18 protein-coding genes and 3 pseudogenes are annotated in these 24523 nt (G+C 39.5%); 4 read left to right on the forward strand and 17 right to left on the reverse strand.

Features of this window, described 5'->3' with window-relative positions; translation table 11 throughout:
* Window positions 1-188 precede the first annotated feature (188 nt).
* The gene (locus HMPREF2832_RS07820; protein WP_080976944.1) at window positions 189-1670 is read left to right on the forward strand and encodes an alpha-amylase; all 1482 of its coding nucleotides are present in this window, start codon (window positions 189-191) and stop codon (window positions 1668-1670) included.
* 189 nt (window positions 1671-1859) lie between these two features.
* Here HMPREF2832_RS07820 and trxA read toward each other — a convergent pair whose 3' ends face one another.
* From trxA to HMPREF2832_RS07890, 13 genes and pseudogenes are all read right to left on the reverse strand, one after another.
* Window positions 1860-2174 (reverse strand): thioredoxin, encoded by a 315-nt coding sequence (trxA, locus tag HMPREF2832_RS07825; protein ID WP_049483759.1) that lies wholly within the window; start codon window positions 2172-2174, stop codon window positions 1860-1862.
* Between the two features lie 97 nt (window positions 2175-2271).
* Complete coding sequence (locus HMPREF2832_RS07830) at window positions 2272-5301, reverse strand: CocE/NonD family hydrolase (RefSeq protein WP_070506249.1); 3030 nt, start codon at window positions 5299-5301, stop codon at window positions 2272-2274.
* A 118-nt stretch (window positions 5302-5419) separates the two neighbouring features.
* Complete coding sequence (locus HMPREF2832_RS07835; protein ID WP_023918412.1) at window positions 5420-7405, reverse strand: peptide ABC transporter substrate-binding protein; 1986 nt, start codon at window positions 7403-7405, stop codon at window positions 5420-5422.
* A 400-nt stretch (window positions 7406-7805) separates the two neighbouring features.
* Window positions 7806-8843 carry a M42 family metallopeptidase gene (locus HMPREF2832_RS07840; RefSeq protein WP_070506252.1) on the reverse strand — a complete coding sequence of 346 codons (1038 nt, stop codon included), beginning with the start codon at window positions 8841-8843 and terminating at the stop codon, window positions 7806-7808.
* A 90-nt stretch (window positions 8844-8933) separates the two neighbouring features.
* Window positions 8934-9425 (reverse strand): annotated as a pseudogene (locus HMPREF2832_RS10565) (NADAR family protein); the annotation flags it as partial.
* A 278-nt stretch (window positions 9426-9703) separates the two neighbouring features.
* Window positions 9704-10300, reverse strand: a complete 597-nt coding sequence (locus tag HMPREF2832_RS07850; RefSeq protein ID WP_000698197.1) for a response regulator transcription factor — start codon at window positions 10298-10300, stop codon at window positions 9704-9706.
* Entirely contained in the window at window positions 10281-11855 is a 1575-nt protein-coding gene (locus HMPREF2832_RS07855) for a sensor histidine kinase (protein ID WP_070506256.1), read from the reverse strand. Before HMPREF2832_RS07855 ends, HMPREF2832_RS07850 begins: the two co-directional genes overlap by 20 nt.
* An 80-nt stretch (window positions 11856-11935) precedes the next feature.
* Window positions 11936-13951, reverse strand: coding sequence for an FtsX-like permease family protein (locus HMPREF2832_RS07860; protein ID WP_070506260.1), 2016 nt, complete (start codon window positions 13949-13951; stop codon window positions 11936-11938).
* A gap of 12 nt (window positions 13952-13963) precedes the next feature.
* Window positions 13964-14698, reverse strand: a complete 735-nt coding sequence (locus tag HMPREF2832_RS07865) for an ABC transporter ATP-binding protein (RefSeq protein WP_049498219.1) — start codon at window positions 14696-14698, stop codon at window positions 13964-13966.
* Between the two features lie 912 nt (window positions 14699-15610).
* Window positions 15611-16339, reverse strand: coding sequence for an ABC transporter permease (locus HMPREF2832_RS07875; protein ID WP_070506265.1), 729 nt, complete (start codon window positions 16337-16339; stop codon window positions 15611-15613).
* Complete coding sequence (locus HMPREF2832_RS07880; protein WP_070506269.1) at window positions 16336-17085, reverse strand: ABC transporter permease; 750 nt, start codon at window positions 17083-17085, stop codon at window positions 16336-16338. The genes HMPREF2832_RS07875 and HMPREF2832_RS07880 overlap by 4 nt, the downstream gene beginning before the upstream one ends.
* Window positions 17086-17090: 5 nt before the next feature.
* Complete coding sequence (locus HMPREF2832_RS07885) at window positions 17091-18002, reverse strand: ABC transporter ATP-binding protein (RefSeq protein ID WP_083306337.1); 912 nt, start codon at window positions 18000-18002, stop codon at window positions 17091-17093.
* A gap of 135 nt (window positions 18003-18137) precedes the next feature.
* Entirely contained in the window at window positions 18138-18296 is a 159-nt protein-coding gene (locus HMPREF2832_RS07890) for a type A2 lanthipeptide (RefSeq protein ID WP_155198851.1), read from the reverse strand.
* A 180-nt stretch (window positions 18297-18476) separates the two neighbouring features.
* Here HMPREF2832_RS07890 and HMPREF2832_RS07895 point away from each other — a divergent pair, with 180 nt between their 5' ends.
* Window positions 18477-19175: a response regulator transcription factor gene (locus HMPREF2832_RS07895; RefSeq protein ID WP_070506272.1), complete on the forward strand. Its 699-nt coding sequence runs from the start codon at window positions 18477-18479 to the stop codon at window positions 19173-19175.
* Window positions 19172-20542 carry a sensor histidine kinase gene (locus HMPREF2832_RS07900; protein WP_070506276.1) on the forward strand — a complete coding sequence of 457 codons (1371 nt, stop codon included), beginning with the start codon at window positions 19172-19174 and terminating at the stop codon, window positions 20540-20542. The genes HMPREF2832_RS07895 and HMPREF2832_RS07900 overlap by 4 nt, the downstream gene beginning before the upstream one ends.
* A gap of 43 nt (window positions 20543-20585) precedes the next feature.
* Here HMPREF2832_RS07900 and HMPREF2832_RS10595 read toward each other — a convergent pair whose 3' ends face one another.
* From HMPREF2832_RS10595 to HMPREF2832_RS10550, 3 genes and pseudogenes are all read right to left on the reverse strand, one after another.
* Window positions 20586-20690: a hypothetical protein gene (locus tag HMPREF2832_RS10595; RefSeq protein ID WP_222566245.1), complete on the reverse strand. Its 105-nt coding sequence runs from the start codon at window positions 20688-20690 to the stop codon at window positions 20586-20588.
* A 119-nt stretch (window positions 20691-20809) separates the two neighbouring features.
* A complete protein-coding gene (locus HMPREF2832_RS10600; RefSeq protein WP_070506279.1) occupies window positions 20810-21046 on the reverse strand; it encodes an IS3 family transposase in 237 nt (78 codons plus the stop codon).
* Between the two features lie 94 nt (window positions 21047-21140).
* Window positions 21141-21347, reverse strand: a pseudogene (locus HMPREF2832_RS10550) (IS3 family transposase); the annotation flags it as partial.
* 381 nt (window positions 21348-21728) lie between these two features.
* On the opposite strand from HMPREF2832_RS10550, the gene gshAB reads away from it, so the two are divergent.
* Window positions 21729-23993: a bifunctional glutamate--cysteine ligase GshA/glutathione synthetase GshB gene (gene gshAB / locus HMPREF2832_RS07915; protein ID WP_031573805.1), complete on the forward strand. Its 2265-nt coding sequence runs from the start codon at window positions 21729-21731 to the stop codon at window positions 23991-23993.
* 120 nt (window positions 23994-24113) lie between these two features.
* Here the strand turns inward: gshAB and HMPREF2832_RS07920 are convergent.
* Window positions 24114-24497: pseudogene (locus tag HMPREF2832_RS07920) on the reverse strand (transposase); the annotation flags it as partial.
* Window positions 24498-24523 lie beyond the last annotated feature (26 nt).

Here is a 24523-nt window from a genome sequence, read left to right on the forward strand (position 1 = left end):
GATATGATCAAACTATAAAATGAATAGAAATAAATGTACCAGACTGATATTTCTACGTAAATAAAATGCTACTTTTTATATTCTCACTTCATTTCTTTCATGTATGCGATTTCTTTTCTAGAAAGGGCTTGCTTCCAGCGCAAACGTTTGTCCCATCCAACTATTTTTGGTAAAATAGGGACATTCACATGAAAGAAGAAATAAAAATGGAAAATCAAACCTTAATGCAATATTTTGAGTGGTCTTTGCCCGCTGATGGGAACCACTGGACGCGTCTTGCTGAAGATGCGCAACACTTAGCAGACTTGGGTATTCGTAAAGTCTGGATGCCACCTGCCTTTAAAGCTACATCTAACAATGACGTTGGGTACGGAGTCTATGACCTCTTTGATTTGGGCGAGTTCGATCAAAAAGGAACGGTTCGTACCAAATACGGTTTCAAAGACGATTATCTTCAAGCCATTCAAGCCCTCAAAGATGCAGGGATTCAACCAATGGCCGATGTCGTTCTTAACCACAAAGCTGCTGCAGATGGCTTAGAAGAATTCGAGGTCGTTGAGGTCGATCCGATGGATCGAAACAAGATCCTTACCGAACCTTTCACCATTCAAGGATGGACCAAATTCACCTTTGATGGCCGAAATGGCGCCTATAATGACTTCCACTGGCATTGGTACCACTTCACCGGTACGGACTACGATGCTTCACGTAATAAAAGTGGGATCTACCAAATCCAAGGGGACAACAAAGGTTGGGCCCATGGAGATCTGGTTGACAAGGAAAACGGAAACTACGATTACCTCATGTACGCCGATATCGATTTCAAACATCCCGAGGTTGTAGAAAATCTCGACCAATGGGCTGAATGGTTTATCGAAACAACAGGGGTTGAGGGCTTCCGTCTGGATGCAGTCAAACACATTGACTCCTTCTTTATGAAGAATTTCATCCACAATATCACCAAAAAATATGGTGAAGATTTCTACGTCTTTGGTGAATTTTGGAATGGGGACACAGAAACCAACGATGAGTACTTGGAAAGCATTGACTACTTATACGACTTGATTGATGTGGCCCTCCACCAAAATCTCTTCCGAGCTAGTCAAGAAGGTGAAAATTTCGACCTTCGAACTATTTTTGACGGAACACTAGCGCTCAATCATCCTGAACAGGCCGTAACCTTTGTGGACAACCATGATACCCAACGAGGGCAAGCCTTGGAATCTACCATCCAAGAATGGTTTAAGCCTGCAGCCTATGCCTTGATCTTACTTCGTGAAGCTGGTTTGCCTTGTGTCTTCTATGGAGACTACTACGGTATCGAGGGCCAATTTGCGCAAGAAAGTTTCCAAGGGGTCCTCGATCGACTCTTATGGGTTCGTAAAGATCTGGCCTATGGGGAAGAAACGGACTACTTCGATGATCCTAATTGCATCGGTTGGACACGTTCAGGTTCAGAAGAATCAGCACCAATCGCCTGCTTGATTTCCAATAACCAAGCTGCTACAAAAGTCATGGAGATCGGCTCATCCTACGCAGGCCTCACCTACTATGATGTACTAGAAAATTGTAGCGAAACCGTCCAAGTCCAAGAAGACGGTACTGCTGAATTCCCAGTGGCAGAGCGCTCCGTCAGTGTCTGGGTAGCCCAAGATAAAGAGGGGCAATAACCTTTATATGTAATTTTCTCCTAGGATCTACACCTTCCTAGGAGAATTTTTTCCTGTAAAAATTTTATAGGAAATACAGCTTCATTTTAGCATTATAAGAAAGCGCTGTCAATGGGTATCGCGTCTATTTGAAAGAAATAAAGAGCATCAAAAAAACTCGTTTTCCGGTTTGGAAAACGAGTCTTCTTTTTAGCTCAATTCTGCAATGATTTCTTTCAATTGGGCTTTCGTATGAACTCCAGCCACTTGTTTGACAACTTGTCCATCTTTTTTAAAGAGAAGAGTTGGAATCGACATGATACCGAATTGACGCGCTGTATTTGGATTTTCATCGACATCCATCTTACAGATTTTCAAATCATCTTCATGTACTTCTTCTGCCAACTGATCCAAGATTGGAGCTTGCATGCGGCATGGACCGCACCAAGTTGCCCAAAAGTCAATCAAGACAAGGCCTTGGCTGGTTTCTTGTTCAAAAGTTGCATCTGTGATTATGTGTGCCATATTTCCTCCTTTTTCAGTAGTGACTACTGATTCTGCATTTCTACTTTTATTTTACACTAAAAGATGTCATTTTAGAAATATTTGCTACGGGGAGTCCTTAGACATCTTCTCTCTTTTTGCGCCAAAAGATGAGACTAGAAGCTGTAAGGCTGATCACCCCTAAGAGACCCAGAGAATGGTCTTTGCTCCCTGTTTGAGGAAGCGTATGATCTGCTTTCTCTCCTCCCACTACAAGAGTTGCAGCTTGAGGATCTTCTGCCAATCCTTGTGAAACAAATTGAGGTCCATAAGATACAGCTAGTGTATGAAGAGAGAGCTCTTGTCTTGCTGATCCTATTTGCATCTGCTCTGCTTTTTCAGGAAGAGTTTGGCTTGGTTGGACAAGGTGTTCTGGAGTTGGAAGCGTATATTCTTCCTTGTAGTGCACTTCTGGAGCGACTAGAGCAGCTCCTTCTATTTCTGGCAATTTCGCATAGTCAGTATCTGTTGCACTTGGTACATAGGCTGCCTTTTGAGCGCGGGTCTTTTCGACAATTGGAATCGCCGCCTGGATAGAGTCTGTCTTGAAGGTCACTTCATATGGATGCTCCACCGTTAAATCTGATGGGTCATAGGTGTTGAAAACAAGCGCTAACTTGTGACCTTTCTTAACCGTATAGAGATTTGGTTGGAGATAAACCGTGTAATCGTGGTATTCTCCCACTTTAGGCTCGATGCTAGCTCGTGAGCTTGCTGAATCGTAGCCAGACTCAGGATTCGCAAGGTTGATCCAACCTTTCGCAATCACCTTGTACTTGGTCTTGATGGTTTCGTATTCGGCAACAGATAGGTTACTTAAATTGCTTCCCATCCAGAAACCGTCTGCTGTTTTATCTTGCTTGACGCTACCATTTCCTACCACGTCAAAGTCCGCATCTGCCACGTCTACCAAGAGGGCGTTGATTTGGAAATTCTTTCCTTGACCTTTGGCAAGAGCTGCCTTGAAATGAACGGGGATGTGGCCCTTGATCGTAGTGTCCTCAGTAACATCAGAAACAAAGGTCAGATTGGCCTTAGAGGAGGCTTTGCTGACTGTTTCATTACGGTTAGCGATCTCAACACCTGCAGCCGCATAATCACTAGAAATGGTTTCTTCTAGCCGTTTCGAGCTTGCATTCAAGAAGAGACGTTGACTGCTCTTCCAGTTATCATAGCTGGTCCACTTGCTTGGATCATAGTTGTTTTGAGCTAGAACCGCTGGCAAACTTTCGACGTGATTGTCCACACCGTAGAGGTAATGGGTCAGCCAGGTATTGAGCAGGTCATAAAAGTCCTGACCATTGGCGGTGATGCCGTATCCTCGTGACATAGCCGCTGGATAGACGTGATCTCCTTGGTGGAGATAGAGCTTGACATCTTGTCCTGCTTTCTTGAGGGCATCGTACATGAGTTCAAAGTGTTTGGTCTTGACATTGTCATCATTCAAGCCATGGACGATCAGGGCGCTGGTCTTGAGATTTTCTGGATGAAGGGTATAATCCCGCTCCTTCCAGACATCGCTGTAGTTACGATCATGGGCGTACTGGTCCTTGTTCAGTTGGTTGATGTAGTTAGAATAGTTTTGCCAAATACCTGCCCAGTCGTCTTGGTCCAGCATCCGTGTGCTAACGTAAAGGGAGAGCCATGAAAGGTCACTATAAGGGGCGTTACCAAACTGGGTACCTTGGCTATTGAAATAATCATACCATGAGGCAATCCCTGCTGCTGGAACGATGGTCTTTAGGCCTTCTACGCCTGTCGCTGCCACACCAAAGGTCGTGGTTCCAGCCCAGGAGAGACCTGTCATAGCGACATTGCCTGTTGCCCAGTCTGCCTTGATTTCAACATTGCTAGTCTTATCGGTGTAGGCCTTGCGTTTGCCATTAACCCATTCGATGATATTCTTAAAGGCATTGATTTCGAGATCGGATCCCGTCGTGTTAAATCCTTCTGATCCCTTGGTACCAAGTCCAGCGCTGGAGATAAAGGCATAGCCCCTGACCAAGAAATAGTCGTACCAGTTCAGATCTTCGTAGTCATAGATATACTCGTAGGGACTGTAGTAATACCAATCCGATGCCTTGGCTTTTTTGGCTGCTTCTACTGTTGTTTCACTGCTTACTGGCTGTCTCTTTGCAGGTTGGCTGTGCAGTTTCTTCATGTCATAGCTACCGTCCGTTGGAAGCCCCAAACTTTCAAGGGTCACGTAGTTTTCATCGAGCGTCCCCGCTACGTAAGGGCGCGCTTCGAGAATAGTGGCTGCCTTAAAATCGCCTTGTGCTACGGCTTTTGGTAATTGAACAATGGCTTTGACTAAGTCAGGCTTGCCATCTGCATCGGTATCGTAGTCCGTTTCGACATAGACTGGGAAGCGTACAATTTGGCTGTCTTCATATTTGTAGTCTTGGTCTTCTTTTTCTCCCGTTGTATAAGGGAAAATCGGCTGGGCCCGACCATTTAAAAAGAGCGGACGTTTCTTTTCAGCACGATAGGCATCGTAGAGTTTCTTAGCTGTTTCATACATCTTGGCCAATTCTGGCTGACTAACCTTACGGCTTAGATCTTCTGACTTTTCAATCAAGCCTAAACTCTTGGCAAAGCGTTCGCGATCTGCTTGGCTTTGACCCAATTGGCTAGGATCCGTTGCTGCCCATTGAAGCAAGCCATTAACAGCATCTTGGACCGTCAACTCTTTAGAGGCCTGATCCGCTGCAAGGGTGCTACCTGTAACCTTTGCCAAATCCTGAGCTGTTACCGGAGCTTCTGAAGGAGGAGCAGATTGAGGGGCTGCTTCCCTGTTTGTTACTGCTGGAGTTGCCACTGGGACCGTAGGCTCACTTTGTCTTGTGTGTTCTTCTGTAGCAGGGTTTGCTTGATTGGCAACTGCTGTCCGATCCAGCGATCCCTCATTTGAACTTGCAGCTTCTTCACTAGTGACAGTGCTTGCGTCACTTGTTGTCGGTCTTGCTTCAGTAGATGGAGCATGGACCACTTCTGTCGATGGGGCTAGCTCTTCCGTTTGCTCATCTGCTGATGCTACTTGATGCAAGACCATCGGTGCGATCAATAAACTTGATGCGACAATGGAAACCATTGTTTTCTTTTTCATGTCAATCTCCTCACTTTTTGTAATCAACACTCCTATTATACTATGTAAGCGCTTTTAGATCAAACAGATGTTCATCTGATCCAAAAAAAACCGAGGCATCAGCCTCGGTTATCGATCCTTATTTGACGTGTTTCTTAAGATCTTCTTGTGCTTTCTTGTTTGACTCTGCTTGTTCTTTTTGCCATTTTTCAAGGGCTTTGTTGTAGTCAGCAGTTGTCACAGCTTTATCTTGGAGTTTCATTCCTTTGTAGATCACGTGGTCTTTTCCTTTACCACCAGTCCATGCAAATGGAGCTGAGAATGGTTCGATACGTGTCAAGAATGGACGTCCAGTTGATGAAGAAGTTGGCATCACAAGGGCACTATCTGTCAACCAAGCTTGCGCTGCCGCATATTTTTCATAGCGTTTGTTGACGTCTTGTGTTTCTGCACCAGCATCTTTGATCATCTTTTCAAAGTCGTACAGACCAACTTTTTTAGCTGCTTCATTGTTTTCACTTGGGTCAAATCCAAGGAAAGTCTTAGTATTTTCACCAGATGAAGCTTTCAAGATATCCATGTAAGTTGATGGGTCTTGGTAGTCAGGGCTCCATCCAACATTATCAGAGAGATCCCAGTCTTCGCCAGCCGCATTTGGCGCAAAGAGGGTCACATTTTGAAGGTCTTCTTTCGAAAGCATTTGGATATCGATGACGATATTTTCTTTACCAAGTGCTTCTTCAACAGATTGTTTGAAGGATTGTACCCGTTGAACTCTTGATGGTGTGGTTTGGTCTACAGGCATATCGATGTGAATTGGGAATTTCACACCTTCTGCTTCCAAGGCAGTCTTCGCTTTTGCAAACTCTTCCTTCGCTTTCTTAGCATCGAAGAGACCATTTTGACCATCGTCTAGTTTAGTAGATTTCCACTCATCTCCGTAGGTATCCAATTGAGTTTTCACCATTTCACCAAAGGTCTTGCCATTAGCTTGGACAAATGTTGGTGGAATGTAGAGGTTACGGATGATCTTGCTTGCTCCGTCTTTTCCGTTCAATTGAGCAGCATACGCTTCACGGTTGAAGGCAAAGCTGATCGCTTGACGGAAGTCCTTGTTCAAGAGAGCTTTCTTAGTAGATTGTTTTTCTTCATCGGTCTTCTTAGCTGTGTGTTTGTAAGATTGACGGTCAATGTTGGTACCAATGACATAAGAAGCAGCATCTTGAGGAGTGTAGGTGATTTCGTCTTTGAATTCTTTGGCTTGCTCTGAGTAACCAGATCCAGTTGGGAAGAGTTTGGCCAAGCTAAGAGCATTTTCACCGAATGATTTGGCCAATTTACTTTGGTCTTGTCCATCGTAGAATTCCAATTTCACATCTGAGATGTAGACCTTGTCTTTATCCCAGTAATTTTCATTCTTGGTCATTTCGATAGAAGATTTTGAAGTAAAGCTCTTCAAGATGTAAGGGCCATTGTAAAGAAGGGAGCTGGTGTCACTTGCTTGGGCGAATTTATCTCCTTTTGATTTCACGAATTTTTCGTTGACAGGGAAAGTGATCCCAAGAGTCAATTTAGAGTTCCAGTAAGATTCTGGTTGGTTCAAAGTAATTTGAAGGGTATGATCATCAACTGCTTTTACTCCTACAGCTGAGAAATCTTTATTTTTACCACTGACGTAGTCATTCAAGCCTTTGATAGAATCTTGGATGATGTAGAGCATTTCTGATTTGTTATCAGCCGCATATTTGATCCCTGTGACGAAATCTTTAGCTGTTACATCCGCATACTCTTCGCCTTCTGAATCATACCATTTGGCATCATCACGAAGTTTATAAGTATAAGTCAAGCCATCTTGCGAAACTGTCCAGTCTTTTGCAAGAGATGGAATCAAGTTCCCGTATTTATCATTTTCAAACAAACCATCAATCAAGTTTCCAGTGATATCGTGGGTTGCTGCTTTACCAGATGTGATATAGTTTAGGTTTTCTGGCTCAGTCTCATAGACATATGAGAATTTTTGACCGTTGCTTGAGCTAGATGATTTAGAACCACCCGAACAAGCTGCTAGGATACCTGCTGAAAGGAGGGCAACTCCCGCAAGTGCAATGACATTTCTTTTTTTCATGTAAATCTCCTCAAGAAATTTTAAGTTTATTTTAAGATTATACCACAAAGGTTTTCAGAAGAAAAGGAATTTTCAGAAAATTTTTGTATTATGAAAAAAAACTACTCCGGAGAGTAGTTGTTACTTTAAGCTTAAAACTTATTTGAGACTTTCCTTAGGTGAGTACGGACGTCAGCGAACTTCTTCGAAGTTCCATGACTTAGTTTTGAACCTAAAGTTTCAAAACTCCCGAGTGCTTGAAATGATTCTATTTCAAGCACTTTTCTCACGGCGGAAAGTCTCAGTTTTGATTTGAAAAACTATAAGAACTGGATATTTTATAAAAAGAATTCTTATATTATTTTCTAAGAAAAAATATTTTTTTTCTTTCTAAAACTAGTTCACAAAAGTAGTTCCAATTTTACTCTACCAAGTCGCTCTTGAGGTAGGCATCGACCATGCGCTCTGTTGCGACTACAGAATCCAAGTGAGTCCGCTCATATGAGTGGCTAGATTCGATACCTGCTCCGAGGAGGGCATGTTTGACTTCTGCTCCTGCGCTCATGGCTGCAGAGGCATCTGATCCATAGAAAGGATAGATATCCAACTTATAAGGGATTTCTTGAGCTTTTGCCAAGGCTACCAAATGCTGACGGAATTCGTAGTGATACGGTCCTGAAGCATCTTTGACACAGATGGATACCGTGTATTCATCCGTCGCTTGGTCATCTCCCATAGCCCCCATATCCACTGCCAAGTACTCTACCACTTCAGACGGGATACTAGAATTAGCTCCATGCCCCACTTCTTCAAAGACTGAAAAGGCAAAGGTAGTCGTTACTGGCAATTGAATATTCTCTTCCTTGTAGACGCGCAGAAGATTCAAGAGAATCGCTGCACTCACCTTGTCATCTAAGTGACGAGATTTGATAAAGCCGGTGTCTGTCACAATGGTCCGGGGATCAAAGCTGACAAAATCACCTACTTCAATACCAAGAGCACGGGTTTCTTTTTCGTTAGTTACTTTTTCATCCAGACGGACTTCCATATTATCCTGGGTCCGCTCGACAGTCCCTGCATCCTTGTAAACATGGCAAGAAGTCTGATGGACCAAAATCGTACCAGAATGGGTCTTTCCTGTATTAGCCACATGGACTGTACAGTTTTCCCCTTCAATCATATTCCAAGGGAAACCACCGATACGGTCTAGCTTGAGCCGACCATCTGCTTTCACAGCGCGGACAATAGCCCCCAAGGTGTCCACATGGGCTGTGACGTAGCGTTGCTTGTCTGTGATCACACCAGGAACGGTCACATTCACGCCTCCCTTAGCAGTCCGAGTTACCTCATACCCAAAGCCTTCAATGGTTTTGACCAAATAGTCTGCGATCTCCCGTGTAAAACCGGTCGGGGAAGGAATGGCTGTCAATTCCTGCAAATAAGTCACTGTCTGATTCATAATGCCTCCAAATGTGTTTTTCTTTATTCTAGCATGAAATAGGTGGAATAGCTAGAGGAGAGGTTACAAGGTGGAGTTTTTTAACTCCTCCCGCACTTGCTTTAAGAGAAGGCCTAACTTGTTCTTCCCAGAGCCATCTCCCTCATCAGCCCAGTAAGCGTCGTTTCGCGTATTTTCGATGATGATGGCATCTCCTGTCGCCAGCAATTCTTTGGCGATTTCGGGATTCTGGCTAAATTTCATTCGAAGGGCCTGAAGCATCACCTCATCTTTAATCTCTTCCCAATCTGGTCTCAAGGGATTTTGTCGATTGCGTCCCTCCAAAGCAGCATCTATTGGAGATGCTATCTGACGAATTTTCTCTTGAATTTGGGGTACTAATACAGTATCTGATGACAAAATGCTGGCTTTATCTTCTCCTTGTTTATCCTCTACAAGTTTAGCTGCGGCCAATTCAATCTCTTTGCGACTTTGTTTAGCAGTAGAATGTTGACCAGCAGTATATCCCATCATGAGAATAAAGCTAGTTGCAGCTACTGTTCCAACACTAATTAAGACTTTAGTTTTGACTTTATTTAACATCTTAGACCTTCTTTCTATAAAAACTAAGTCAAGAATACCAGAAAAAGCTTGAAAAAAGTATCACAGAAGTAAAAATGCCACCCGAAGGTGGCCAATATAACTTACAAAATTAGTAATCCGTCTGATAAATTTTTTTATACAAACCATTTTTCAGATATCATAGACATAATGATTTCCTCCTTAATTACTAATAGATTATCAAATTTACTGTTTATTAGAATGAGTAATATGTGCAATTTTTGTAAATAAATTAAAAAAGCTACATCTTCTGCAGCTTTCTAATCTGGTGGAAAATAACCCAACTGCTCAGCGATATGAATCGCCTCCTGCCTGTTAGTCACTCCCAATTTTGAAAAGATATTGGCCAAATGATTGGAAACTGTACGTTTACTCACATAGACCTTGTCACAGACATCATCAATGGTCAAGCCATTTCTAACCAGTTCTAGTATCTCGATTTCTCGTGGTGTTAGCACCTCTACCATCACTTCATCTGAAAAAACCTTACCACCTATATAAATCTTTTCCAGTTTTTTCACCAACTCATCTGGGTCCATACTTTTGTCCAGAAAGCCATAAGCCCCCATAACTTTAGCTCGGTGTTCATACATTTTTTTACTGTAACCTGTCAAAATCACAACCTTACTAGAACAACCATTATCGATAATCTCTTGTGCCAAGGTCAGCCCATCATCTTGATACAGACTCGTCAGGTTGATGTCAATCAAAATAATGTCGTAGTCATTAAAAGCAATCTCCGAAATAGTCGAAAAATTATCCACTAACTGGACCTTTTTAATGTTTTCCGATAACTCTAAAATCATCTTGATACTTTGGCTAAATAATTTATGATCATCAATTAACAAAATTTTCATAACACAACTCCTTATCAATCGGGAGAGTAATTTCTACACGAAATCTCTTATTATTTTCAAAAATCTGCATTTGACCACCTAAAACACTAATTCTATTAGACATATTTTTCAATCCATAACCTAAGGATTTTTCTGTTTGAAGGCAGTCATTTTCAGAAATGATAAAAATAGCGTCATCATGCACATCAATCTTCAAAGAAATCCTTCCACCACTAGCGTACTTAACGGCATTGGTCGCCAACTCCTCAACCAGACGATAGGCAATTTTATCGTAAGGAGATAAAAGCCTAAAGTGGGCAGGAAACTGTGTGACTACTTCATTTTCTGCGTGATAGCGTTTGACAATCCTATTAATCAGCCCTTGATACTGGATGTCTAACTGCTCGTCTGTTTCTACCATTGGCTGATAATAATCCATCCGCTCACGAATCCGTTGAACCAACTCCTCTGTTACCAGATTGATCTGTTCACCAAAAACTTGATTACTACTATATTTATTGAAATTCTTTATTGCCATAACATTTTGCAGGATTTCATTGTGAAGAAATTCGGAGAACTGTTGTTCTGTATATTCATTTGCCAGCAGATTTTTCACCATACGGTTACGCTTTAAAAAGAGAACTTTTAAATAATCCCTAGAATCTAGCATTTCAGCAGAATGAAAGAGGCGAATTAATTCTTCCGAACAAATCCCGAACAATAGTAACATGATATTCAAGACCAAAAAGCTCGTGTTTAAATCTAGACGAAAGATGATGAAAATGCCTACTAACAAAAACATAACCAGTAAAAACAAGCGTGAAAAAGCTTTTATATAGGACAATTTTAACTCTGATACCTTTTTTTGAAGAGAGCTGATAATTGTTTTGAAGTGTAAAAAAGCTAAAATGCCAACAATTTCCAGATACCAGACTAGGTTCATCACTCCTGAGCCCGTCGTATTGATATACAAAAAGAAATAAGAAAGAGGCAATATCAAAGCTAATATCCACAAATTTCGTCTCTGATACTTGAGTTTACTTTTCAACTCTTCATGATATAAAATCAGTAAAATCAAGGGAACAAGGTTTAAAAAGAAAGACGCAAACAAGGACAGAAATAGAAAAATTGAAGGACTTAACAGATATGAACTAATGGTGATTAGTGTCAACACAAAGGACACACTCAACAGTTCTTCTCCTATTTTCTCTCCCAGAAAGATAATAGACAGAGAACTATACAGCAATAAAAAAGAGTTGAGCGGATGAAGAATATCAAAAAAGTGCAACAGGGTGCTCGCAACTCCTTGATTAAATATGGATTGCCAGCTAATGAGAAACATCATCAGGAGCAACCAAAGTTTCAACTCACTATACCGAAAGGTCACAATATTACAAATATAGCTAAATACAATTAAAGCAATAATCAGCAATAAAACCATCTGCAAGGAAAAATCTGTCGAAAAGTCCAGAGGGATCCTATAATAAATATAAATCATTAAAGCTAGATGATTCAAAATCGTCAACCACCACAATAAAAGTGAGTTTTTCGAGAGCAATTTGACAAACTGTTTCATATGTATCTACTTCCTGAACTACTTTAATATTATTATAACACAATACCAGAATTGCAGGATAGGCAACTCTGGTATTTGACTTAATTTTCAATAATTTGCCAACTTACTCTGTAAGTCACTAGCAAGTAAAGGACGAAGAGTAAAACCGCTACTCCCAGATAGGTGATATCAATAGAAATGCTGGTATTAGCGAAATTCTCAAAATAGCCCAAAAGAGCGGTACTCAAGGCAAATGCTAGCGGACCTGCGATGACCAGCGGAACCAAGAAATAACTTAGAATCTGTTGCAAAAGAATAGAGCGATTTTGCTTCCTCTTATTCCCAAGAAGATATAAGATTTGATAATCATTGACACTATCCAAAGCACTTGTAGAAGTTTGAAGGGACAAGATACTGAGGGAAATAATGATAAAAATAACACTGACAAAAATCATGACAAAGACAATGACGCCCATAAATCCAAGATAAATCTCAAAAATTCTTCCTTTGGTTTGATAGGTGAACGGATTCAACTCTGCTCCATCACGAGTGAAGTAGTATTTTTCTATCCACTGACTTAAGAATGTTTCTACTTTCCGTTTGTCGATATTTTCTTTTAAATTGGCAACATAGGTCGTGTGGTCTTCCGTCAATCCAACTACTACCGTATCTGGTACAATTAAGGTTCCTGTGTCATTTGTACCCACTGACGATAAAAAGTAAACTGTTTCAAGTGGCTTTGAAGACGCAAGATTAAGAGAATAACCGTTAATCATGAGGGTTTTTGTCGTTAATAGAAAGTCCTGAATCTGCTTGGCAGTTCCTTTATAGTTAGCATTGACCAGAAATTGGTTATCTGCCAAGTCAACCTCTCTTTCACCTTGCAGTTTGCGGAGATGATTGTAGGCAGAAATTCCTAAAATCGGTACTTTTGATTCAGGAAGTTCCTTATCATGCGCCCAGAGATTGCTAGTATCAATCAAATCTTTATAGATTAAATCACTAGAATAGATAGGATAGCTGTACTCCTCTTTGATGAGGTTAAAGTCAAATCCATCTGCTTTCAATCTGTCTTTGACAGATTCCTGAGAAAACTGGAACTCTTGACCACGATAAAGATTGACAGATACGTCATAAGGTGAGTATTTGTTCAGCTCTCGGTTCATAGTCGTATAGGCACTACCACTAAAAACTAGTAAGCTGAGAGCCAGGGTCAAGGTCAAGGATAAGACAGCCAACGTGACCGAATTACTATCAGCTTGTTTTGAAAATTGACGAATTTTAAAACTGTTTAGTTTGTTATAGTAGGTTTGAGGCAGTTTTCTAAGGGAAACCAAGATAAAATGGCTCAAGGTATTGTAAAATAAAATCACAAAAATCACGAAGACAGATACCAGCAAGATACCCCAACTTTTCAAGAGTGATAGATGGTGATAGTCTGAAAAATAGAGAGCACCAAAACCGATAACAGCTGTCGAAAGAATAAAGAGAAGTGCTTGAAGAACTGGCTTGCCTTTTGCCAAGACAGATTTCTTGACCCCATTTTCTTGAATGAGTGCAATGATATTTTGCTTTCTAAAGGTAAGAATGTCCATGACACCAACAATAAAACTGGTTACCAAATAGGAATAAACTAGTAAGATGACAGACTTGCTATCAAAAAAAAGCAGACTACCAAAGTAATTGGCCATAAAAAACTCAGATGCAACCTTAGATAGAATGACCAGTAAAATCAAGCCAAGCAAGAAACCTAGAATCAAGGAAAAGATATTGACCAGCATGGTTTCAAAGAACAGGGTACGGATAATCTGCTTCTTCTTCATTCCCAGCGTTGCATAAAGTCCCAGCTCTTTCTTACGCCGTCCCAGGACAAAGTTTGTGGAATAAACGACGAGAAAGGCAATCGCCGATAGAATCAGATAGGAAAGCAAGCCCATGTACTGACTCATCACCGTCGTCAACATTTCCTTTGCCCCTGATAAACTTTGCATCACTGGATGGCTTGGTAAAGCATTAAAAGCATAGAGCAAGCTATAAATCAAGGTTAGACTGAAAAAGTAGATGGTGTAAGTCTGTAAATTTCGAAATACATTTCGTAAAATTAATTTTGGATACATACTCTCTTCCTCCTATCTGGTACGGCTGTAAATCTCTTGCAAATACTGTTCATTAGATAAGCTGTTACGTTCCAAATCATCCATAATCTTTCCATCGCTAAGTAGCACCATCCGTGAGGAATACTTTGCTGCAGCAGGGTCATGCGTAACCAGTAAAATGGTAATACCAAAACTTTTATTGATTTCCTGCAAAAGCGCCATCAGTTTTTCAGAATTGGCAGAGTCCAAGGCTCCTGTCGGCTCATCTGCGATAATCAGTTTAGAATCATCAATCAAGGCTCTAGCAGTTGCCACACGTTGTCGCTGACCACCTGATAACTGATTAGGAAACTTATCTTTTAAGTTTTGGATGGCCAACTTATCCATAATTTCCACAATCTTATCCTGATGTTTTTTGATATTTTTCCCCTGAATTTGAAGAGGTAGAACGATATTTTCATAGACCGTCAAGGTTTCCACCAAGTTGTAGGCTTGGAAAATATAGGAAATGTTTTTAGCACGATAGTCAGCTAGTTCATTTTCCTTGGCATGGATGATATCAAAATCTTCAAATCGAATCTCACCTGATGTTGGTTTATCAATCGTTGAAATACAGTTGAGGAGTGTTGTTTTTCCACTACCACTAGCCCCCATAATTGCCAGAAATTCACCTTTTTCAACGGACAAGTTCACATCTAATAAAGCATGAACGATATTATCTCCTTGACCAAATGTTTTCGTTAATCCTGTCACAATAAGCTGTTTCATCATTTCATTCCTCCGTTTCTTTATTACTCTCTCATTATACGGTTTCTTTCAAGGTTTTCCATGAGTATTTTGTGCAATATATTCAAGTTATAAAAAACCGATGCCTTTTTCAGGTATCGGTCGATGTTGATTATTTGCGATCGTTTCTTTTTTTCATAAAGTAAACAATCCCTATGACAATAACTCCTAAGACCAGTACAGGTGCATAGAATTCTAGTGTTCCAATAATTCCTTCCATTTTATCCTCCTGTCAAAAAATAGAGAGTTTTATCCACAGCGCACGTTTGGCGAAATACATTCATAAGAATATGTAAATCACCAACCACATCGCCCCTGTGCTGTTAATCTAACAGCCGTACGCCACCCAGCAGCAGATTTTCCATCCAATTCTTGGATATTAATTTCCATAATCCGAAGAATCAATCTCAAAGTTATCTTGTTTTATTTGTATTTCTCCCGTCAATATAACACTAAATCAAAGTGTTGTCAAAGTTTTGTAATAAAATACTAGAATTTTCCTTTTGTTTTATCTAACAACGAACATTATTTATCGTACACTCATAGGAACAGGTGAAACACAATCCACAGCGACCTGCTAGTGTCATTTTAAAAGCTGTGTACCACCAGCTCCTGATTTCCCGGAAAGTTCTTGGTTTTCAACCTCGAAACTTAGAGAATCAATCTCTGGACGACTTGTATTTTTAGCCATAAGGTTGCCTCCTTCCTTCTTTTAGATGATCATCTTTACAGTAACTAGTATAAACTCTATTATTGGCTAAGTAATGAGTAAATCGTGCAAGTTTCTTATTTTCGAGAAAAATTTTTATAGTGCCCAATTAAAAAGTAGGTCAAGCATACCGGATAAAGCTTGGAGCTTTTATCACAAGAAAAAGACTCCGAAGAGTCTTCGCATTACTTATGCAATTCTTTATTACTCAATGTATGAAAAATCCCCCACAGAAGAATATTTACAATGATAAACAGCAATATTTCCACTAAATTAAAGTCTATCAAATTCCGTGACCGCATTGCCACCATAGCTTGGGAGTAGGGATAGATTAAAGATAATTTATCTGATACAAAAATCATCATAAATCCTACGAAAGTACCAATAGCACCAATTCCCACAGATTTACTGAAAACACGAGTTTTAGCTGTCACAAAAAACTGTACTGCCATCATACTAATTGTTCCAAAAATCCCCAATAAATCCCACTTGAGGTAGGTGAACAAATTAGAAATTACTAAATGAGCTAGGTGAGCACTGACATAAAAAATACCAAACAAGAACAACTGTAAAACAGTAATAAACAAGATAATTACTATTTCTTTTGCCAACAATAATTTCCCAAGACTGACATTATTAGCTCTGAGAAATTCAATATTTTTTCTATCAAACTCTTTTCCTAACATCATGGCTACATAAAGGCTGACCAAAATCGGAAAGAAAAGCTGGCTATAATAGAAGGTCAATTGTCCCCATAAAACAGGCACCTTTTCACTTCCTGCAACCATAGAATAAGCTGAACCAAAGTAAATCCCAAGACCAATCAGGCTACAAAAACCTAAGAACCAAATACCAATCATCAACATGGAAAATTTTTTGGTTTTCCGCCATTCTACTGATAGATAAGACATCATAGCTTGCCTCCTTTCTTTTCAACCAGATAGAGAGATAAAAAGAGATAGATTAGGGCTATTGGCAAATATGTAAAGAGTTTAAATCCTAGGTTTGTCACCAAAACATAACTCACTTTACTGGCGACTTGCTGGTAATCCACCAGAGACAGATATCCTATACCACCAAAAGGAAAAATCAGCTGTAGAAAAGCTGGTGCATGACCAAATCCAACTCCAAGAAATCCTCCGAAAATCCCTAATGCCAGTATCAATGCCTGCTTTTTCAGTAAAAACTGCAAAGTCAAAAACAGACAGGTCAAGACAAAAGAGGCTAGCAAGAAAATGACGATTTGCCAGAGAATTAGGCTAACAGGCATTTCTAGACCAGATAAGATTGCAATCAACTGGACTACTACTCCCTCCAAAAAAGCGAGAAAGATCAAAACGAACGTAGTCAGGCCAAGCTTACTCAGAAAGATATGCCGTACATTTTCACCATTTGCCAAAAGCAGTTTGAAAGTGTTACCCTCCTTCTCGTTCTTGACAATCCGCGATACAAAGAGAGCAATCACAATAGGGAGAATCAAGCCATTTACTTCTTTTATCATATAGAAAATTAGGCTAATCTGGTGCATGTCTGGATTACTTAGGTAGCGTGTAGCGGCTGCAATTGCCCAAGCAAATCCGACTCCCATAACTAGTATGCTAATGAGGAAGGATTTGGTTCGTTTTGCCTTGAGCAATTCAATAGACAAATTATTCAACATAAGACTCACTCCTTGGTTAAGTTAAGGAAGATAGATTCCAAGGTTTCTTGTTCTTGCTTCACTTCATAAATTGGAACTTTCTCGACTATTAAATCTCGTAACAAACTAGAAATCTGCTGATCGGCAAGGTTAGTCAGTTTGAGTTTATCCTCTTGTATCTCTAACATCTTGCACGGATAACCAAATAACACTTGGCTAATGACTTCACGTCGATCTCTAAAATCCCCACGCACTTCCAGCCATTTATTGGACTGAATTTTACGAATTTCTCCCTCGTAAACCAGTTGACCATGATTGATAATCCCCACACGGTCAGCGATATGCTCTACTTCAGAAAGGATATGGGTAGAGATGAAGACAGTAATGCCCTGTTCTTTTGCCAACTTGATAATCAGTTCCCGAATTTCATGAATCCCTGCTGGGTCTAGCCCGTTTGTTGGCTCATCCAGTATCAACAAACGTGGTTTCTTGACTAAGGCAAAGGCTAAAGCCAAACGCTGTTTCATACCCAGAGAATAATCTTTAACCAATTTTTTCTTGTTTTTAGGTTGATCTAACCCCACAATTTTCAAGGTTTCCTGAATATTTTTCTTATCAAATCCAAGGATCTTTTGGAAGACCATGAGATTTTCATAGCCTGTCAAATTAGGATAATAAGACGGTTCTTCAATCATAGAGCCAATCTGATTAAGATACTGCTTGTCCGTATCTATGGGTTGACCGAACACTTCAATCTCCCCAGCTGTACGAGAAATCAAAGACAAAATCATCTTCATGGTGGTTGTTTTCCCAGCTCCATTTGGACCTAGAAAACCATAAATCTCACCTTGTTGAACTGATAAGGAACTGAGGTTAACTACCTGAGTGTCCTTAAATCCCTTTTGTAAGTTTTTTATCTGTAAAACATTACTAATCATTATGAACTTTCTCCTTTAAACCAAATAATTTTCTATAATTTTGATTTCTATAAATCAAATTATCATGAGTATCTTTGATAACATCTCCACTACTCTTATCAACAAAAATGATAGAATCAACATAATTCACAATATCTAATTGGTGATCACTATTACCATTGTTTTGTCTGAATAAAATTGATTACTTAAAACAATGGTTTGGATTGCTCCACCACCAGCACCAAGAACGTTATCAAGTTCTTGAAGAGAATTCATTGCTTCAATCTCAATGAGATTCATTTGTTGTTTAGCCATTTGGAAATACCTCACTGATTAAAATATATTTGAGAAGTATCTCTATCTAGGTTATGTCTTTATTATAGACATGCTAGATTAATTTTAAACTAAGCTAACCTTAATTTTACATTAAGATTAAAGTGTTTTACCTTTTTTCACTCTTTTAAATGGTATAATATAGATAAGTGAGGTAAGATTATGAATTTCGAACAACAACTCCTGAATAAGCACATCCTTGTCATTGATGACGATAAAATTTTAAATTCTTCCATAAGAGATACTCTCACTGCCTACGGGTTTTCCAATCTAACATCAGCCTATGATATAGAATCTAGTTTGGACATGATTGAAACAGAGCAGTTCGACCTTTTCCTTTTGGACATTATGCTCCCCGATGGTGATGGCTACACATTAGCAAAACATATCCGAAAAAAAGGCGATACACCTATCCTCTTTCTGACTGCCAAAAATAATCCTGAAGATGAGGTAGCTGGTTTCAATGCTGGTGGTGATGATTATGTCATGAAACCCTTCATTCCAAAAAATCTTATCTATCGTATTATGGCTCTGCTCCGGAGAAGCTATAAATCAGAACAGGAAGCAATACAGATTGGACAGACTTTGGTGAATTTTCGGAATGCAACCGTACAAAAAAATGGAGCAGAAATTTCTATTACGCCAATTGAAATTCAGATTTTGAAAAAACTTTACGATAATAAAAATTACATCGTTTCAACCGAATCTCTCTGTGATACGATTTGGGGAGTGGATAGCTTTGGTTATGAAAACACTTTGACTGTACATATTCGGAAAATTCGAGAAAAAATAGAAGAAAATCCTTCAAAACCTCAATATTTAAAGACAGCTAAAGGGCTGGGATATAAATTGTTATCATGATTATGAACCAAACCAAAATTTTAAGGTATTCACTAAAGAAATTTATCTTTTTTTCCATCATTATCTTTATTACCAATATTCTTCTAATTGCCAGTTTTGTTTTCTACATTAAGGAAAAGCAAACTGCTACTGAGACTGTGAAAATAATTTCTGAACACATTACCATCACAAAAAATAACGTCCACATACCTAAAAATGATATTTCTAGTCTAAAAAAACAAAAGTTATGGCTCATGGTATTGGATAAGCAGACTGGAAAACAAGTGTACGAACAGTATAAACCTACAGAAGTTCCTTCGCAATTTGACTATGGGGACATTTTACAGTTTTCTCGCTATTATCTTTCAGATTATCCTGTTTTTAGTCAGATAAAAGGTGGCTACATCATTGTTGTTGGTTTTCCAAAAGATAAAATTGCTCGTTATAGTTATAATTACTTAGATATAGATAGTATTCGCTTGATTCCACTAGTAGCATTTGGAGTATTGCTTTTCAACTGCCTTTATTTCGCTTTTCTTTACTACTATGGTGTGACGCATATCAATCGTAAAATTGCGCCTCTTGTAACTGCTATTCAGAATCTCCCGGATGGTCTGAAAAATCCAATAAATTCTATATCAGAACTAGAATATCTTACAACTGCAATTAATCAAACCGATACTCTACTCAAAGAGAATGAAGTCTTTAAAGAGCAATGGATTTCAGGTATTGCACACGATATCAAAACACCTCTTTCTGTCATCATTTCTAACGCGTCCTTGTTAAATGATTCTGAACTAGATACACAGTCTAAAAAACATATCCCCCCAATATTGACGGAATCCTATTACATCCAAAATATTTTAAATGATCTAAATATAGTAGCTCGCCTTTCATCCGGTCATCTTCAATTAAATCAGACTGAAACAAAAATTATCCCCTTCTTCAAAGACATTCTCATCCATATTTTAAATCAAGAAATCTGGAATGATTTTGAATTTGAATTTGATTACGATTATTCACTTGTCAATCAATCTATCATGATTGAGCAGTTTTTAATCACAAGAGTTATCCATAATATCATCTACAACTCTGTTTTACATAACGAAAAGGGTTGCACAATAAGAATCCACTTATTCAAAAAAGATACAAATGTAATTGTCGAAATCAAAGATAATGGACAGGGAACTTCACCAGAAAAAATTGCTGAACTTAATGAATTATCTTTTAAAAACATTGATATTTCTAAAATTAGAACGACTGGAATTGGGCTAAAAATTTCAAAACAAATTGTTGATTTGCATCAGGGCTCTATTTCGTTTGCTAGTGTCCAAAATGAATTCTTTGAAAGTATCATTTTACTTCCGATTTTCAACATTACCAATTAGATAAAAAAAAGGAGAAGAACCATTAGAGTTTTCTCCATTTTTTTCATCTTATCTTCCACTTATACCCTGCCCAGTCTGCCAAGACAAGCAAAGCAAGGTTAAAGATTATAAAGAAAGTCGTAAAACCAAATAATCCATTCTGTGCCAAATCTTCCGTGTTGGAATTCTGTCAATATTTTGGACACATTTTGGGAGGAAAATTTGAAGGCTAGCGCCCTTCGGTTGCTGGACCCCTTCTACGACCAATTCTCTGTACTCTACAGGGGACTAGTCATTCAATTTTTGTTGAATTCTAGTTTCATTATAAAATATGATGTAATTTTTGACAATATCTGTTAGACTATCTTCAGTTATGTTTCTCCACTTATGGAGATAGAAGGTTTCAGACTTGAGAACAGAGTGAAACCATTCGATACAGCCATTATCTGCTATTTCGCCTCTTTTCTGAGAATTCTTACACTCCTGTTTCCAGCGATAAAGGTGGAGCGTTTGACGCCGAAACATTCTAAAATAATCGATACAGGGCACGTTTTCTTATACTCTTCTACTAGCTTGATAAGACTTACTTTGTCGATTCTCTTATCAAGTTCTGATACTTTTTTAGTAATTCTACCTGCAAACGTAACTGTTCCACTTCAGATAACTGTTTCATCCCATTACCATAAGTATATTGTTTCCCCACGGGTTGTTGGAAACGGTACAATTCATCATTCTGATACCATCGCTACCAGGTCTTGGCCTGACTAGCATTTTTGATGCTGAGGGTATCCATGATAACTTTATTTGATTTGCCTGCCTTCTTCATTTCGATACAGGCTAGCTTAGTTTCTACCGAATATGCTTTTTGACCATAACAAAACACCCCTGTTTCTAGTTTACCAGAATTCAACAGGAGTGTTTTCTTGTGTCTCATTTTATGGGTGCAGTGCCGACCTTAGGGATTCTTTCGTTCTCATATATACGTCATTAGTATAGGCCAATTTGATTTAAATTCCAAGAGAAATAACATTTTACATAAAAATCAGTGGGTATTTTACAATTTTTGCATATAATAGAGCTAAAAAGCAACTGGTTTTAAGAATTCGTATCTAAAACATTCGGAAATTCCCCTTAACCGTAGCGGAAAGTTGTTTTCTTCTCCTATTTATAATAGACTATCACTAACATTAGATGAAAAGGTGACTCTATGACTATAAATCAACTGCTTCAAAAGCTGGAGCCTACTAGCCCTATCCTTCAAGCTAACTTTGGAATTGAACGCGAAAGTCTTCGTGTCGATAGACAGGGAAAATTAGCACATACGCCTCACCCTTCCTGCCTAGGAGCTCGAAGTTTCCACCCTTATATTCAAACAGATTTTTGTGAGTTTCAGATGGAACTCATCACACCAGTTGCTAAATCTACCACTGAGGCTCGTCGATTTCTTGGAGCCATTACCGATGTAGCTGGACGTTCCATCAGTAAAGATGAACTTCTCTGGCCCTTGTCCATGCCTCCTCGTATCAACGCCCAAGAAATCCAAGTTGCCCAACTGGAAAATGAATTTGAACGCCATTATCGTAACTACCTGGCCGAAAAATACGGAACTAAACTACAAGCTATCTCAGGTATCCACTATAATATGGAACTAGGGAAAGATTTGGTTGAAGCCCTATTCCAAGAAAGTGACCAGATTGATATAATCGCTTTCAAAAACGCCCTCTATCTTAAGCTGGCTCAAAACTACTTGCGCTACCGTTGGGTGATTACCTATCTTTTTGGGGCTGCACCTATTGCTGAGCAAGGATTCTTCGACCAAGAAGTTCCAGAACCTGTGCGTTCCTTCCGTAACAGTGACCACGGCTATGTCAATAAGGAAGAAATACAAGTATCTTTTGCAAGCCTAGAAGACTATGTCTCTGCCATCGAAAACTATATCGAACAAGGTGATTTGATTGCGGAAAAGGAATTTTACTCGGCTGTTCGTTTCCGTGGACAAAAGGTTAATCGCTCCTTCCTTGACAAGGGAATCACCTACCTAGAATTCCGTAACTTCGACCTCAACCCCTTTGAGCGTATCGGTATTAGCCAAACTACCATGGATACCGTACACCTACTCCTTCTAGCCTTCCTCTGGCTGGATGCCCCTGAAAATGTTGATCAGGCTCTGGCTCAAGGTCACGCGCTGAATGAAAAAATTGCCCTCTCTCATCCTTTAGAACCTCTACCTTCTGAAGCTGAAACTCAGAACATTACGACAGCTCTAGACCAACTGGTGCAACATTTTGGGCTTGGTGACTATCATCAAGGGCTGGTCAAACAAGTTAAAGATGCTTTTGCAGATTCCAGTCAGACACTAGCTGCTCAACTTCTTCCTCATATAAAAGACAAGTCCCTTTCTGACTTTGCCCTTGACAAGGCGCTTGCCTATCATGATTACGACTGGACTGCCCACTATGCCCTTAAGGGTTATGAGGAGATGGAACTTTCTACCCAGATGCTGCTCTTTGATGCCATTCAAAAAGGGCTTCATTTTGAAATCCTAGATGAGCAGGATCAATTCCTTAAACTCTGGCATAAAGATCATGTTGAGTACGTCAAAAATGGTAACATGACCTCAAAAGACAACTATGTAGTTCCTCTTGCCATGGCTAATAAAACCGTGACCAAAAAAATCCTGGCTGATGCTGGCTTCCCTGTCCCTGCCGGCGACGAATTTACCAGTCTAGAACAAGGTCTAGCCTACTATCCTCTTATCAAGGGCAAGCAAATTGTGGTTAAACCAAAATCAACCAACTTCGGTCTGGGCATTTCCATTTTCCAAGAGCCTGCCAGCCTTGATAACTATAAGAAAGCTCTCGAGATTGCCTTTGCAGAAGATACAGCTGTTCTTGTTGAAGAATTTATCCCAGGAACCGAATACCGTTTCTTCATTCTGGACGGGCGTTGTGAGTCTGTCCTCCTTCGTGTCGCTGCTAATGTTGTCGGTGATGGCAAACACACCATTCGTGAATTAGTCGCTCAGAAAAATGCCAATCCATTGCGAGGCCGTGACCACCGCTCACCTCTGGAAATCATTAAGCTAGGAGACATCGAACAATTGATGTTGACTCAGCAAGGTTATGCACCTGATGATATTCTCCCAGAAGGGAAAAAGGTCAATCTCCGCCGTAACTCCAACATTTCTACGGGTGGTGACTCTATTGATGTCACTGAGACAATAGATTCCTCTTACCAAGAATTGGCAGCAGCTATGGCAACTAGCATGGGGGCCTGGGCTTGCGGGGTTGACCTCATCATTCCAGATAAAACTCAGCCTGCTAGCAAGGAAAAACCTCATTTCACTTGTATCGAGCTCAACTTCAATCCCGCTATGTATATTCACACCTATTGTGCTGAAGGTCCTGGACAAGCTATCACTCCAAAAATCCTAGACAAGCTTTTTCCAGAAGTTGCCACAAGTCAAACCTAAAACCTAATTCTTAGGAACAAACAAATCACCTTTATCTCGATGATATGATACCTCTTAAGTAGACAAGGTAAATACCTAAAATCTACGGCTCTTTGTCAACTTTAGTGGGTTGAAGAAAAGCTAAGCTCGAGAAAGGACAAATTTCGTCCTTTCTTTTTTGATATTCAGAGCGATGAAAATTCGCTTCTTGAAGTTTTCAAAGTTCCGAAAACCAAAGGCATTGCGTTTGATAAGTTTGATGAGATTATTAGTCGCTTCCAATTTTGCGTTGGAATAGGATAACTGAAGGTCATTGATGATTTTCCCTTCGTCCTTTAGAAATGTTTTAAAGACAGTCTGAAAAAGAGAATGAATCTTCTTTATATTGTCTTCAATGAGTCCAAAAAATTTCTCTGGTTCCTTATTCTGAAAGTGAAAAAGCAAGAGCTGATAGAGATTATAGTGGTATTTCAAGTCTTCTGAATAGCTCAAAAGCTTGTCTAGGATTTCTTTATTGCCTAAATTGTCAAATTAAGTTAGACTTTTCAAGT

The organism is Streptococcus sp. HMSC073D05 (genome assembly GCF_001812015.1).
Taxonomy (GTDB): domain Bacteria; phylum Bacillota; class Bacilli; order Lactobacillales; family Streptococcaceae; genus Streptococcus; species Streptococcus parasanguinis_D.

Coding starts and splice junctions, on each gene's coding strand:
- HMPREF2832_RS07820 (WP_080976944.1), top strand. CDS start 189: ATGAAAGAAGAAATAAAAATGGAAAATCAAACCTTAATGCAATATTTT.
- trxA (WP_049483759.1), bottom strand. CDS start 2,174: ATGGCACACATAATCACAGATGCAACTTTTGAACAAGAAACCAGCCAA.
- HMPREF2832_RS07830 (WP_070506249.1), bottom strand. CDS start 5,301: ATGAAAAAGAAAACAATGGTTTCCATTGTCGCATCAAGTTTATTGATC.
- HMPREF2832_RS07835 (WP_023918412.1), bottom strand. CDS start 7,405: ATGAAAAAAAGAAATGTCATTGCACTTGCGGGAGTTGCCCTCCTTTCA.
- HMPREF2832_RS07840 (WP_070506252.1), bottom strand. CDS start 8,843: ATGAATCAGACAGTGACTTATTTGCAGGAATTGACAGCCATTCCTTCC.
- HMPREF2832_RS07850 (WP_000698197.1), bottom strand. CDS start 10,300: ATGAAAATTTTGTTAATTGATGATCATAAATTATTTAGCCAAAGTATC.
- HMPREF2832_RS07855 (WP_070506256.1), bottom strand. CDS start 11,855: ATGAAACAGTTTGTCAAATTGCTCTCGAAAAACTCACTTTTATTGTGG.
- HMPREF2832_RS07860 (WP_070506260.1), bottom strand. CDS start 13,951: ATGTATCCAAAATTAATTTTACGAAATGTATTTCGAAATTTACAGACT.
- HMPREF2832_RS07865 (WP_049498219.1), bottom strand. CDS start 14,698: ATGAAACAGCTTATTGTGACAGGATTAACGAAAACATTTGGTCAAGGA.
- HMPREF2832_RS07875 (WP_070506265.1), bottom strand. CDS start 16,339: ATGATGTCTTATCTATCAGTAGAATGGCGGAAAACCAAAAAATTTTCC.
- HMPREF2832_RS07880 (WP_070506269.1), bottom strand. CDS start 17,085: ATGTTGAATAATTTGTCTATTGAATTGCTCAAGGCAAAACGAACCAAA.
- HMPREF2832_RS07885 (WP_083306337.1), bottom strand. CDS start 18,002: ATGATTAGTAATGTTTTACAGATAAAAAACTTACAAAAGGGATTTAAG.
- HMPREF2832_RS07890 (WP_155198851.1), bottom strand. CDS start 18,296: ATGGCTAAACAACAAATGAATCTCATTGAGATTGAAGCAATGAATTCT.
- HMPREF2832_RS07895 (WP_070506272.1), top strand. CDS start 18,477: ATGAATTTCGAACAACAACTCCTGAATAAGCACATCCTTGTCATTGAT.
- HMPREF2832_RS07900 (WP_070506276.1), top strand. CDS start 19,172: ATGATTATGAACCAAACCAAAATTTTAAGGTATTCACTAAAGAAATTT.
- HMPREF2832_RS10600 (WP_070506279.1), bottom strand. CDS start 21,046: ATGTTTCGGCGTCAAACGCTCCACCTTTATCGCTGGAAACAGGAGTGT.
- gshAB (WP_031573805.1), top strand. CDS start 21,729: ATGACTATAAATCAACTGCTTCAAAAGCTGGAGCCTACTAGCCCTATC.